This window comes from Sutcliffiella rhizosphaerae (assembly GCF_917563925.1).
Taxonomy (GTDB): domain Bacteria; phylum Bacillota; class Bacilli; order Bacillales; family Bacillaceae_I; genus Sutcliffiella_A; species Sutcliffiella_A rhizosphaerae.
In genome coordinates, this window is the sequence record NZ_CAKJTJ010000003.1 from 184,173 (window position 1) to 198,037 (window position 13,865).

Consider the following 13,865-nt stretch of genomic DNA (forward strand, 5'->3'; position numbering starts at 1 on the left):
CCATTATTAAATCCGAATCCATCGATAATAAATCCTAGCCACAAAATTCCCTCTGAAACGTTGGAAAAACCATGCCCCCTAGTAAAAAAACAAATTTCCTACTTTTCACAGGGTGTACCTACCATAGGTTATTATTTTTCCTTAATCTTCCTTTATCCATGCCATTCCCCAAAATCCCCGTACTAACCGTCAGGCCCGGGTCACTAAGAAAAGTGCATGCATAATCCAATCACCTTAGCAAATGCTACATAACAGAGGTGAAGGACGTGAGAAAATGGAAGGCATTTATGATTTTGGTGCTAACTGTGGCACTTTTTTTCAGCACTCAACAAATGCAAACTGCTGCAGCGGGGCAGGAAAAAACGAATGATTTGCTACATACAACTAACTCCACCAAATACCCGAAACGGCCTCCGCTTCCTGTAAGCAATTCAGAAAGTAATCGAAAAGAGCAGACGGTCATTTTAATAGTGGAAGAAAACATGCAGGAGACGGTTAAGAAAAAAATCGAAACTAGCTACCCGAATATACGAATAAAGAGAACATACACTGCGGTATTTACAGGCTTTGCTATCCATGGGCCGCAAAAGGATTTAGAGTTATTGCAAAAAGAAGCTGGAATTCTGGAAGTTTCACCAGTTACGAATTACTCCCCAACAATTGATGAGAGTGTTCCTTTTATCGGTGGTAAAAAAATACGAAGATACTATGATAATGAAGGAAATCGTCTAACAGGAAAGGGGGTAAAAGTAGGGATCATTGATACTGGGATTGATTACACACATCCCGATTTACAAAAAAACTATCGGGGTGGCTATGATTTTGTAGATGAGGATGATGATCCAATGGAAACTAAGCGTTCTCAGGGAATGCCGACACTCCATGGAACACACGTTGCAGGAATCATTGGTGCAAATGGTCATCTTAGAGGTGTGGCTCCAGAAGCAGAAATAATTGCATACAGGGTGCTAGGTCCCGGAGGACACGGTTCAAGTGAGCATGTCATAGCAGCAATTGAAAAGGCTATCCATGACAAGGTTGATGTAATAAATCTTTCTCTCGGCAATACCATTAATGGACCGGATTGGCCAACAAGCCTTGCACTTAACAAGGCAGTTGAAAAAGGAGTAGTAGCTGTCACCTCCAGTGGCAATTCAGGTCCCAACCTATGGACGGTTGGATCTCCTGGGACCGCATCGAAAGCAATTTCTGTTGGGGCATCAACGCCACCACTTCATATTCCGCATCTTTCCCCCCTTCTCTCCAATAAGGAAATTGAAATGCTTCCCCTTCAAGGAGCCACACCATGGGAGTTTACCAACAAGCCGATGGGAGTCGTTTTTGCTGGATTAGGGGAGGACGATGATTGGAAGGATAAGAAAGTAAAAGGTAAAATTGTCCTGATGGAACGGGGGAAGATTCCCTTTTCGGAAAAAGCACAGAATGCAAAAGAACGTGGTGCAGCAGGAGTCGTTATTTTTAATAATTTAGAAGGCAACTTTACAGGTACTCTTGAGATCGAAATGGATATGCCGGTCGTATCCATCTCCAGAGAGGACGGGTTATTTTTACAGAAGCACTTGAAAAGAAGTATTTCGATGGTGAGGACGACCTATAAATGGCATAAAGACGATATTGCAGGCTTCAGTTCTCGCGGACCAGTGACACACACTTGGGAAATTAAGCCTGATGTCGTGGCACCAGGTGTCGCAATTGACAGTACCATCCCAAATGGTTACCTTGCTCTACAGGGCACTAGCATGGCTGCGCCCCATGTTGCAGGGGCAAGCGCATTAATAAAGCAGGCACATCCTGATTGGACACCAGAGCAAGTGAAAGCAGCCTTAATGAATTCAACTAAAGTGTTGAAAAAAGAAGATGGCAGCCGCTATTCCGTCCTTGAACAAGGAACAGGGAGGATACAGCTAGAGCAAGCAATCCTCACTAATAGCCTTGTTTACCCAGGATCTTTAAACATTGGGATGTTTGAGCGAAAAGATACAAGAAAGCAAATGAAAATTCCGGTAGTCATAGAAAATGTAGCGGACAGGGACATTTCCTATTCGTTTGATCAACCTGTTCATAAGAAAGGAATTCAGTGGAAAATTCCACAATCCTTTACGCTTAAGCCTAATGAAAAACGTGAAACGAGCATTACTTTAGATATCACACCGAATCAGCAAAAGCCAGGGATGCACGAAGGAGAAGTGGTCATTCATGCGAACAGCCAAGAAATCCGACTCCCTTTTCTTTATATTATAGAAGAACCTGATTACCCGAGGATAATGGGCTTTCAATTTGGATATGGAGATCGGGAAGGGGAATACCAGTACGAAGTTTACTTGCCGGAAGGGGCAGAAGAGCTGGGAATCGCATTATATGAAGCCGACTCTCTTCATTTTATAAAATATTTAGATTGGGAACGAGACCTTCCAAGAGGGCTATATAAAAAACAAATTTCGGCAGACGAGATTCAAGTAAAGGGGCTAGTAAAAGCAGTTGTTTTTGCCAAAAAGCGGGATAAGGAAGATTCGGTGGAGGCAGACCTGTATTTTGAATGATTCTAATTGGGACTTAGTTGGACATTTTTATTGAAAAGTGTCAAGCAACATTGCTCCATATTCATGAAGAGTCACATAATGTTCACAAACGATAAACTATTGCACCCAGATATTTATGATAAAATAGTGTCATACAACAGCCGAATGAGGAAAAAGCGTTCATCATTTGGCTGTTTTTTTCTGGGTAAAAATAAGCAAATGGGTCAGGAGCTCCATTAACCTAGAAAGAGAAATGTTACCAAGAGAAACTTTGTCGATTTTTCATTTGAACGCATTGACATTGACAAAGTGCTATTGTATGCTTACAAAGGGTATAAAATGATAGGGTTTTCATAAGCCTTAAAAACCATTTTTATACATATTTAGCATCGATTTATCAGCAAGACCTCAAGCTTTTTACCGCACATTTAAAGAGGTGTTTTCTTTGGAAGATAAACGCCGACCGTTCAGAGCGATGGCTCTTATGTCCACAATTCTTTCCTATCTAGTCGGTCCTACTCTATTGGGTTTATTCGTTGGTAGATGGCTGGACAATAAAGTGAATTCTGAACCTTTGTTTCTAGTATTAGGACTACTAATAGGACTTGCAAGCGGCATTTATGGAATGCTGTATGCAGTTCGACAATTTTTCTCAGGAGACTCATAAAATGCCTGAATCAAAAGTAATTTTCTTAAGGCACATCAGATATTTTCTGTTTGCTGCCGCACTTGCCGTAGTGATGATTGGATTTACACCATATCCGGAATGGGGCTGGGGGTATCTCCTTGGACTTGCAATAGGTCTGTACAATCACTGGTTACTATATCGGAAAGTCGCCAAGTTTGCTGATGTAGCAGCTCATGGCGGAAAGATTTACTCTCTTGGAACTTTTTCACGAATGGCCGCAGCAGTACTTGGGGTGGTCATCGCTGTAAGATATCCAGAATTTCTGAATCTTTACAGTGTAATTATAGGGATTATGACATCCTATATTGTCATTATCATAGATTCATTTTTAATACTCTTGAGAAGCAGTGGGGAAGAGAGGTGAGTAATGTTGGATCACAATGCTCCTATACGGACGATTGAGATATTCGGCGGAAGCCTCAGTTTTAATCTGTCTAACATATTAATGACAACGATAGCAGCAGTCATTGTAATTCTGATTGCCGTACTGTGTACAAGAACCCTAAAAATGAAACCTACCGGTGCACAAAATTTCATGGAATGGTTGGTTGACTTCGTAAAAGGGATTATCAACAGTACGATGGATTGGAATACTGGCGGTCGATTCCTTGTACTTGGATTAACCTTACTAATGTATGTGTTTGTATCCAATATGCTAGGGTTGCCATTTGCAATCGTTTTGGGAGACCATGAGCTTTGGTGGAAATCACCTACAGCAGATCCTGTAATAACATTGAGTCTTGCAGCAATGATTGTTGCTTTGACACATTATTATGGAATCAAGATGAAAGGTGTCAAGGAATACGGTAAAGATTTCTTCAGACCGATGGCTTTCTTGTTTCCATTAAAAATTGTTGAAGAATTTGCAAACACGTTAACGTTAGGGCTTCGTCTTTACGGAAACATTTTTGCAGGAGAAATATTGTTAGGGTTACTTGCCGGACTAGCAGTAAATGGCTATCAAATGGGCTTGTTCTCTGGACTAGTCGGAACATTGGTAGCATTCTTGCCAATGATGATATGGCAAGCGTTTAGTATTTTCATAGGTACTATCCAAGCGTTTATCTTTACTATGTTAACAATGGTATATATGGCACACAAAGTGAGTCATGACCATTAATTTATAAATTAACACCAAAATAATTTTTTTAAACATAAGGAGGAAATATTCAATGGGTGCATTAGCAGCAGCAATTGCAATTGGTTTAGCAGCATTAGGAGCAGGTTTCGGTAACGGTATGATCGTTAGTAAAACAGTTGAGGGGATTGCTCGTCAACCTGAATTAAAATCTGCGCTTCAAACAACAATGTTTATCGGGGTAGCACTAGTAGAGGCGATTCCTATTATCGCAGTAGTAGTTGCATTCATGGTAATGGGTAGCTAATTTACAGAAATAACTGCCTGAGATAACAAAATGGCGAAGTTCCTCTCTATGGAGATCCTTCGCCTTTCATTTATATGATAGTAATTTATAGTGATTGATATAAATAGATGGCAGCCAGCGTTAAAAGCAGTTTCGTTTGATGAACGCTAGCGCTTTTCTTATGTATTCCTTGAAAGGAGTGAAAACATTGTATAGCTTAGATTTCTTGGTATTAGGAGCTGGAGGCTTAACTTTAGGAGATGCACTTTACCAAGTCTGCATATTCTTACTATTATTATTTATCTTGCGTAAACTTGCATGGGATAAACTTATTGGATTTATGAAGCAACGTGAAGAATATGTTGCTAACGAAATTTCATCTGCAGAGACAAGCAATCAGGAAGCGAAAGCCCTGGTAGAAGAGCAACGTTCACTTCTTAAAGAAGCTCGCACGGAAGCTCAAACTCTTATCGAAGGCGCAAAGAAAATTGCAGAAGATCAAAAAGCAGACATTATTAGAGCTGCACAAGAAGAATCTGTACGCCTAAAAGAAGCAGCAAGAAAAGAAATTATCCAAGAGAAGGAGCAAGCAGTTGTTGCCCTACGTGAGCAAGTTGCTTCCTTATCTGTACTAATCGCTTCTAAAGTGATTGAAAAAGAACTAAACGAACAAGATCAGCAAAAGCTTATCGATGATTATGTGAAACAGGTAGGCGAAGTGCGATGAGCAAAAACGGAGTAGCAAAGCGTTATGCCCTCGCTCTTTTCGAACTGGCTAAAGAGCATAATTTATACGAGCAATTTGATGCAGAGCTTACGGAAGTGAAGAATGTCTTTTTAAATAACCGCGAACTTGAGGTTATCTTAAGCAATCCTAAGATCCGTAAAGACTCCAAAAAGCAAATCGTTCGTGAAGCATTTGCTTCTGCATCACCATATATCGTCAATACGTTACAGCTTTTAATCGATCGTCATCGTCAAGGCATCGTCCTCGAAATGATTGATGCATACAAAAAACTTTCCAACGAAGCATTGAATGTAGAAGATGCAAAGGTTTACTCTGTACGTCCGTTAACTACGGAAGAACAGGCAACACTTTCTTCTGTTTTCGCTGCCAAGGTTGGGAAAGCTTCATTAAACATTAGCAATATTGTTGACTCTTCCATTATCGGCGGTATTAAAATCCGAATCGGTAACCGTATTTTTGATGGTAGTGTTAGTGGGAAATTAGAACGTCTTGGACGTCAACTTACTTTGAATAGATAGTAGATAGGGGTGAAATTCATGAGCATCAAAGCTGAAGAAATTAGCGCACTGATAAAAAAGCAAATTGAAAGTTATCAGTCTGAAATCGAAGTTAGCGATGTTGGTACTGTTATCCAAGTTGGGGATGGTATCGCTCGTGCTCATGGTCTCGACAACGTCATGGCTGGAGAGCTAGTTGAATTTTCCAACGGAGTTATGGGTCTTGCTCAAAACTTAGAGGAAAACAACGTCGGTATCGTAATTTTAGGACCGTACACAGGTATCCGCGAAGGCGATGAAGTACGTCGTACAGGCCGTATCATGGAGGTACCGGTAGGTGAAGCACTTATCGGCCGTGTAGTAAACGCATTAGGGCAGCCAGTTGATGGATTAGGCCCAATCGAAACAACAAAAACTCGTCCAATCGAAGCACAGGCTCCTGGAGTTATGGATCGTAAATCTGTTCATGAGCCACTTCAAACAGGTATCAAAGCTATCGACGCTCTTGTGCCAATCGGTCGTGGTCAACGTGAGTTAATCATCGGTGACCGTCAAACAGGTAAAACATCTGTTGCAATCGACACAATTCTAAACCAAAAAGACCAAGACATGGTGTGTATCTATGTAGCAATCGGTCAAAAAGAATCCACAGTACGTGGAGTTGTAGAAACTCTTCGTAAGCACGGTGCACTTGATTACACTATCGTTGTAACAGCATCTGCATCTGCACCAGCTCCAATGCTATTCTTAGCACCTTACACTGGAGTAACGATGGGTGAAGAATTCATGTATGATGGCAAGCACGTATTGGTTATCTATGATGACCTTACGAAGCAAGCTGCTGCATACCGTGAGCTTTCCCTACTATTAAAACGTCCTCCAGGTCGTGAAGCTTACCCTGGTGACGTATTCTACCTACACTCTCGTTTACTAGAGCGTGCAGCGAAACTTAGTGATGCAAAAGGCGCTGGATCTTTAACAGCTTTACCGTTTATCGAAACACAAGCTGGTGACGTATCTGCCTACATCCCAACAAACGTAATCTCCATCACAGATGGACAAATTTTCTTACAATCAGACCTATTCTTCTCTGGAGTACGTCCTGCGATCAATGCAGGTCTTTCCGTATCCCGTGTAGGTGGATCTGCGCAAATCAAAGCGATGAAGAAGGTATCAGGTACCTTGCGTCTTGACCTTGCATCTTACCGTGAGCTAGAAGCATTCGCGCAATTCGGTTCTGACTTAGATAAAGCGACTCAAGCAAAACTTAACCGTGGTGCTCGTACGGTTGAAGTTCTAAAGCAAGGATTGAACAAGCCACTTAAAGTAGAAAAGCAAGTTGCAGTCCTTTATGCTCTTACAAAAGGTTTCATCGACGATATCCCGGTTCAAGATGTAACTCGTTTCGAAGATGAAATGCTTACTTGGTTAGAGCATAACCGCAAAGAACTATTAGAAGAAATTCGCACAACTAAAGGATTACCAAGCGACGAAACAATGGCTGAAGCAATCAATGCATTCAAAAAGACTTTTGTAGCTACTGAAAAATAATAGTACGACAAAGTGAGTTACACCATGAAATGGAGGAAACCGAACCAACCTTCGATTCCTCCATTACATGTGTATGACCGCTCTGAATAGGGTTAAAAAGGTGGTGAGAACCTTTGGCATCATTACGCGATATAAAAACGAGAATTAACTCGACGAAAAAGACAAGTCAAATTACAAAAGCCATGCAAATGGTATCTGCATCGAAGCTTAATCGAGCGGAGCAAAATGCAAAAGCTTTTAATCCATATATGGATAAAATTCAAGAGGTTGTTGCAAGTATCGCACTGGGAAGTACCGATGTATCACATCCAATGCTGGAGAGCCGTCCGGTAAAACGTACGGGCTACATCGTTATATCCTCTGACCGTGGACTTGCAGGTGCCTATAACAGTAACATCTTACGTACGGTTCATCAGACGATTCAAAAACGTCACAAGTCTCAAGATGAATACGCAGTAATTGCCATCGGTCGAATCGGCCGCGACTTTTTCAGAAAACGTAATGTCCCTGTTTTCTCTGAAATTACTGGTCTTGGCGATCAAGTATCCTTCCAAGATATCAAGGACATTGCGAACCGTGCAGTCAGCATGTACGCGGACGGAACGTTTGATGAGTTATACGTGTATTACAACCACTTTGTAAGTGCTATCGCTCAAGAGGTAACTGAAAAGAAATTGCTTCCTCTTACAGACATCGCACCTACAACAAACCAAATCACTTCCTATGAGTTCGAACCTTCCCAAGAAGGAATCTTGGAAGTATTGCTGCCTCAGTACGCTGAAAGCTTAATTTACGGCGCACTGCTTGATGCAAAAGCAAGTGAGCACGCTGCTCGTATGACAGCGATGCAAAGTGCAACAGATAACGCAAAAGAGCTTATCCGTTCCCTTACACTTTCTTACAACCGTGCACGTCAAGCAGCAATTACACAAGAGATTACCGAAATCACAGCTGGTGCTTCAGCACTCGAATAGGATAAAAAGTGAAGGTGGCTCGGTATGCCCTTCCGCAAGGATTTGTGAATTCGAGGGGCATGCCACCGGAACTGACAATAACCTGTACTCAAATATTCGTCACAGGAATCACATATTGCAAAAGTAAGTTAGGAGGGAATACGATGAAAGGTCGCGTTACTCAAATCATGGGTCCGGTTGTTGACGTAAAATTCGACAATGGACATCTTCCTGAAATCTATAACGCTCTTCATATTAACCATAAAGCCCGTAGCGCAAACGAAGTTGATGTTACACTTACGCTTGAAGTTGCACTTCACCTAGGTGATAACACTGTTCGTACAATCGCTATGGCATCTACTGACGGTGTCGTTCGTGGCATGGAAGTAGAAGATGCTGGTCACCCTATCTCTGTACCAGTAGGTGACGTAACTCTTGGTCGTGTTTTCAACGTACTAGGAGAAAATATTGACTTAGATGCACCAATCGAAGCAGGTGCTCGTCGTGATCCAATTCACAGACAAGCTCCTACATTCGAGCAGCTTTCAACAGATGTTGAAATTCTTGAAACTGGTATCAAAGTAGTAGACTTACTTGCTCCATACATCAAGGGTGGAAAAATCGGTCTATTTGGTGGTGCGGGAGTTGGTAAAACTGTACTTATCCAAGAGCTTATCAACAACATCGCACAAGAACACGGTGGTATTTCCGTATTCGCAGGTGTTGGGGAGCGTACTCGTGAAGGAAATGACCTTTACCACGAGATGACAGACTCTGGAGTTATCAAGAAAACTGCCATGGTATTCGGACAAATGAATGAGCCACCAGGAGCACGTATGCGTGTTGCACTAACTGGCCTTACAATGGCAGAATTCTTCCGTGATGACCAAGGTCAGGACGTACTTTTCTTCATGGACAACATTTTCCGTTTCACACAAGCAGGTTCTGAGGTATCCGCACTTCTTGGCCGTATGCCATCTGCCGTTGGTTACCAACCAACACTTGCTACAGAAATGGGTCAATTACAAGAGCGTATCACGTCTACATCCGTAGGTTCCGTAACTTCTATCCAAGCGATTTACGTACCTGCCGATGACTACACGGATCCAGCTCCAGCAACAACTTTCGCTCACTTAGATGCAACAACAAACCTTGAGCGTAAGCTATCTGAGATGGGTATCTACCCTGCAGTGGATCCACTTGCTTCTACTTCTCGTGCACTTTCACCAGAAGTTGTAGGCGAAGACCACTACGCAGTAGCTCGTGAAGTACAATCTACTTTACAACGTTACAAAGAATTACAAGATATCATTGCTATCCTAGGTATGGATGAGTTAACAGACGAAGACAAGCTAATCGTTCAACGTGCTCGTCGTATCCAATTCTTCTTATCTCAAAACTTCCACGTAGCTGAACAGTTCACAGGACAAAAAGGTTCTTACGTACCTGTTCAGGAAACAGTTAAGGGCTTCAGAGAAATCCTTGACGGCAAATACGACCACCTTCCAGAAGATGCATTCCGTCTAGTTGGACGCATTGAAGAAGTTGTGGAAAAAGCGAAGCAAATGGGTGTAGAAGTATAATTAAAGGGACCTAGGAGGGAATGAAATGAAGACATTAACAGTCAGCGTAGTTACTCCTGATGGCCCGGTTTACGAATCAGACGTAGAGATGGTAGTTGCCAAAGCTCATAGCGGTGAGCTTGGAGTACTACCTGGTCATATTCCTATGGTTGCTCCACTACAAATTGGTGCTGTTCGCCTGAAAAAAGGCGGTCAAACAGACCAAGTGGCAGTTAACGGAGGTTTCCTTGAAGTGCGTCCTGATAAAGTAACGATCCTTGCCCAGACTGCCGAAAAAGCAGATGCCATCGATCTTACACGTGCAGAAGAGGCAAAAAAACGTGCGGAACAACGTCTTCAGTCCAAAAAGGACGATGTTGACCACCGCCGTGCCGAACTTGCCCTTCAACGCGCAATCAACCGCATCAACGTAGCCAAAAGAGGGTAACATTACCCTGTACCAATAACACCCCCCAACCTGTTGGAGGGTGTTATTTTTTTATGGGAAGAGTAGGGTTTGCACGAACTTACCGACTAAGATTACCGAAGCCAATTGAGTACCTACCACTAAACCATAATCAACGCATATCCCCATGAAAAGTAGAAAATTTGCTTTTTTATATTACTAGAGTGTGCGAATAAAGGTAGGATGCTTAATGAGTTAGGTCCCCGGATTAAATAAAGTGTGAATCGGATTAAATAATGGGGAATCCAGATTTAATATGGGATTTTCTGGATTAAATATCAGCAGATCCGGATTAATTATTCGTCAAACCAGATTTAATCGCATGATAGGTACGGCTCTCAGAGGTGTTACGCATGAACTTTCCTTAGTTTGGCACCAACTTCACTCATTTTGGCACGAACTAGCACCAATTCCGCACGAACTCGCCACGTTTTCGCACCAACTTACCGACTAAGATCACGAAGTCCATAAATTACCCACCGCAAAACCAAAAATTACCGCATATCCCCCTGAAAAGTAGGAAATTTGCTTTTTTATAATACTAGAGAGTGCAAATGAACGTAAGATGCTTATTGATTTAGGTCCCCGGATTAAATATAGTGAGAATCGGATTAAATAATGGGGACCGGATTTAATATGAGACTTTCCGGATTAAATATCAGCAGATCTGATTAATTATTCGTCAAACCAGATTAAATTGCATGATAGCAACTGCTCTCAGTGGCGTTACGCACGAACTTTCCTTAGTTTGGCACCAACTTCACTAAGTTTGGCACGAACTTGCACCAATTCCGCACGAACTCGCCACGTTTACGCACGAACTTCCCGCCTAAGATCAACGAAGCCCATAAATTACCCTCCACAAAACCAAAAACCACCGCCTATCCCCATGAAAAGTAGGAAATTTGCTTTTTTTATTACTAGAGTGTACGAATAAACGTAGGATGATTATTGATTTAGGTTCACGGATTAAATATGGTGAGAATCGGATTAAATAATGGGGATACAGATTTAATATGGGACTTTCCGGATTAAATAACAGCAGATCCTGATTAATTATTCGTCAAACCGGATTAAATCGCATGATACCAACTGCTCTCAGAGGTGTTTCGCACCAACTTCACTCAATTTCGCACGAACTAGCACCAATTCCGCACCAACTTGCCACGTTTTCACACGAACTTACCCCCAAAAATTCATCGAACCCCATATTTTTCTTTAAATCCACCCGTCATCTAAGTGTTATCCCGAAATCAAAACTACAACCATAATAAGGATATCTGCTGTCGACACAGATATTGGTATTTGATATAATTGTTATCGATTACAAGTTTAAATATTTCGAGGAGTCTGAAAATAGAGAGGCTAAAGAGGGGGCGAACATCATATTACTTAATTTATATCAAAATAACTATTTGATAGTAGTCGTTTTCTTGGCTTTAGGGGTGTTGCTGCCGGTTGTGGCACTTGCAATTGGTCGACTATTACGTCCGAATAAGCCAAATGCAGCGAAGCAGACCACTTATGAAAGCGGAATCGATCCTTTTCATGATTCGCGAGTTCAGTTTAATGTTCGGTATTACATATTCGCCTTATTATTTGTCATTTTTGATGTAGAGACGGTTTTTCTTTACCCATGGGCCGTTGCTTATGAAAAACTGGGTATTTTTGCTCTAATTGAAATGCTTATTTTTGTTGTATTACTACTGATTGGATTAATTTACGCATGGAAGAAGAAGGTGTTGAAATGGATCTAAATTTAGAGAGTATTTCACCAGAGGAAATGGAAGAACTGAAACAAACAGTCTTCCTGACAACATTGGAGGAACTAAAAGCTTGGGCACGGAGTAATTCCATGTGGCCAATGACTTTTGGTCTTGCTTGCTGTGCAATCGAAATGATGGGTGTGGGATCCTCGCATTATGATTTGGATCGCTTCGGCTCTTTTTTCCGTACATCTCCTCGTCAATCTGACTGTATGATTGTGTCTGGTACCGTTACGAAGAAAATGGCACCAGTTTTAAAGCGCTTGTATGATCAAATGCCTGAGCCGAAATGGGTCATTGCGATGGGGTCCTGTGCAACTGCGGGTGGTCCGTATATAAAATCCTATGCCGTAGTCAAAGGAGTGGACCAGATAGTTCCTGTAGACGTCTATATACCGGGATGTCCACCAAATCCAGCGGCTCTTATTTATGGAATTAACAAGCTCCGCGAGAAAATTCGTTACGAAGCGAAGACAGGGAAGCAGGTGATCTAGCAGTGAGCGACGAGAAAAGCCTGGAAGAACAAAAGAAAGAGGCCGCTGCGAAAGCAAAAGCAGCAGCATTGGCAAAATTGGAAGCAAAAAAGAAACTGGAAGCGAAGGCTGCAGAAGCTGATGCTGACAATAATTCAAATACGCAAGAAAATAAAGAACCGATCACAGATGACGCAAAAGAGTTAGCCAAAAAGAAAGCCGCCGCAGCAGCAAAAGCAAAGGCCGCCGCACTGGCAAAGCAAAAAGCAAAAGAGCAGGCTGCTTCTCAAACAGAAGAGCAGACAGAAACCCAAGATGACGCAAAAGAGCTAGCCAAAAAGAAAGCCGCCGCAGCAGCGAAAGCAAAGGCCGCCGCACTGGCAAAGCAAAAAGCAAAAGAGGCAGGATCCGCTGATAGTGCAGATTCCACTGCCGATGCAAAAGAGCTTGCGAAGAAAAAAGCCGCAGCTGCAGCAAAAGCGAAAGCCGCGGCATTAGCAAAGCAAAAACGTGAAGCTGGAGAGACAGATGAACCTTCTGATGGTGACGATGCAAAAGCGAAAGCCGCCGCAGCAGCGAAAGCAAAGGCAGCTGCATTAGCCAAACAGCAAGGTGAAGGCTCCACAGATGATGCAGATCCAGCAGATGAGAAAGCGAAAGCTATTGCAGTAGCAAAAGCAAAGGCCAAAGCCGCGGCCGCTGCAAAAGCGAAAGCCGCAGCTGCAGCCAAAGCCGGAGGAGGAGCAGAAAATGCAGATGAATCCCCTGCTAAACCATCACCAAACCAACCGTATCTTGATAAATATGTTAAAGTAATCAACGACAATCTTGGCGAAGATATGTTGGAAGATGCTTATATCAACACCCTTTCCAAGGACGTACCAACACTTGTAGCAAAGCCGGATACGTATTTTAAAGTGGCATCCTTCCTGCGCTACAATGAGCAGCTGTCGTTTGAATATTTATCAGAAATGCACGGAACTGATTTTGAAACACATATGGAAATATATAACCATCTGTATTCTTATAAAAATAAGCAATCTGTAGCGCTAAAAGTGAAGATAGATCGTGAAAATCCTGTAATTCCTTCCATACAACCGATTTGGGAAGGGGCAAACTGGCCGGAGCGGGAAACATATGACTTGCTTGGAATTCAGTTTACAGGGCATCCAAATTTAACGCGAATCATGATGTCGGATGATTGGGTAGGTCATCCGCTACGTAAAGATTATGAGCCGTATGATGTGGAGGTGTAGC

At 42.2% G+C, this 13,865-nt stretch carries 14 protein-coding genes; all 14 read left to right on the forward strand.

What is annotated here, in order from left to right; all coding sequences use genetic code 11:
* Positions 1–266: 266 nt before the first annotated feature.
* Positions 267–2,561, forward strand: coding sequence for a S8 family serine peptidase (locus tag LRP81_RS04525; RefSeq protein ID WP_317987031.1), 2,295 nt, complete (start codon positions 267–269; stop codon positions 2,559–2,561).
* A 415-nt stretch (positions 2,562–2,976) separates the two neighbouring features.
* Positions 2,977–3,207 (forward strand): AtpZ/AtpI family protein, encoded by a 231-nt coding sequence (locus LRP81_RS04530; protein WP_399207045.1) that lies wholly within the window; start codon positions 2,977–2,979, stop codon positions 3,205–3,207.
* Between the two features lies 1 nt (position 3,208).
* Positions 3,209–3,592 carry an ATP synthase subunit I gene (locus LRP81_RS04535; RefSeq protein ID WP_230500062.1) on the forward strand — a complete coding sequence of 128 codons (384 nt, stop codon included), beginning with the start codon at positions 3,209–3,211 and terminating at the stop codon, positions 3,590–3,592.
* A 6-nt stretch (positions 3,593–3,598) separates the two neighbouring features.
* A complete protein-coding gene (gene atpB / locus LRP81_RS04540) occupies positions 3,599–4,348 on the forward strand; it encodes a F0F1 ATP synthase subunit A (RefSeq protein ID WP_230500132.1) in 750 nt (249 codons plus the stop codon).
* A 52-nt stretch (positions 4,349–4,400) separates the two neighbouring features.
* The gene (atpE, locus tag LRP81_RS04545; protein ID WP_230500063.1) at positions 4,401–4,613 is read left to right on the forward strand and encodes a F0F1 ATP synthase subunit C; all 213 of its coding nucleotides are present in this window, start codon (positions 4,401–4,403) and stop codon (positions 4,611–4,613) included.
* A 160-nt stretch (positions 4,614–4,773) separates the two neighbouring features.
* Entirely contained in the window at positions 4,774–5,319 is a 546-nt protein-coding gene (gene atpF, locus LRP81_RS04550) for a F0F1 ATP synthase subunit B (protein ID WP_230500133.1), read from the forward strand.
* Positions 5,316–5,858: a F0F1 ATP synthase subunit delta gene (locus tag LRP81_RS04555; protein ID WP_230500064.1), complete on the forward strand. Its 543-nt coding sequence runs from the start codon at positions 5,316–5,318 to the stop codon at positions 5,856–5,858. Before atpF ends, LRP81_RS04555 begins: the two co-directional genes overlap by 4 nt.
* Before the next feature lie 18 nt (positions 5,859–5,876).
* On the forward strand, positions 5,877–7,388 hold the full coding sequence (atpA, locus tag LRP81_RS04560; RefSeq protein ID WP_230500065.1) for a F0F1 ATP synthase subunit alpha: 1,512 nt from the start codon (positions 5,877–5,879) through the stop codon (positions 7,386–7,388).
* Between the two features lie 113 nt (positions 7,389–7,501).
* The gene (locus tag LRP81_RS04565; RefSeq protein WP_230500066.1) at positions 7,502–8,362 is read left to right on the forward strand and encodes a F0F1 ATP synthase subunit gamma; all 861 of its coding nucleotides are present in this window, start codon (positions 7,502–7,504) and stop codon (positions 8,360–8,362) included.
* A 143-nt stretch (positions 8,363–8,505) separates the two neighbouring features.
* Positions 8,506–9,924 carry a F0F1 ATP synthase subunit beta gene (gene atpD, locus LRP81_RS04570; RefSeq protein ID WP_230500067.1) on the forward strand — a complete coding sequence of 473 codons (1,419 nt, stop codon included), beginning with the start codon at positions 8,506–8,508 and terminating at the stop codon, positions 9,922–9,924.
* Between the two features lie 25 nt (positions 9,925–9,949).
* A complete protein-coding gene (locus tag LRP81_RS04575; protein ID WP_230500068.1) occupies positions 9,950–10,351 on the forward strand; it encodes a F0F1 ATP synthase subunit epsilon in 402 nt (133 codons plus the stop codon).
* A 1,400-nt stretch (positions 10,352–11,751) separates the two neighbouring features.
* Positions 11,752–12,126, forward strand: a complete 375-nt coding sequence (locus tag LRP81_RS04580; RefSeq protein ID WP_230500134.1) for an NADH-quinone oxidoreductase subunit A — start codon at positions 11,752–11,754, stop codon at positions 12,124–12,126.
* Entirely contained in the window at positions 12,117–12,629 is a 513-nt protein-coding gene (locus LRP81_RS04585) for a NuoB/complex I 20 kDa subunit family protein (RefSeq protein ID WP_010200368.1), read from the forward strand. Before LRP81_RS04580 ends, LRP81_RS04585 begins: the two co-directional genes overlap by 10 nt.
* 2 nt (positions 12,630–12,631) lie before the next feature.
* Positions 12,632–13,864, forward strand: coding sequence for an NADH-quinone oxidoreductase subunit C (locus LRP81_RS04590; protein ID WP_230500069.1), 1,233 nt, complete (start codon positions 12,632–12,634; stop codon positions 13,862–13,864).
* The last annotated feature ends 1 nt before the right edge of the window (position 13,865 follow it).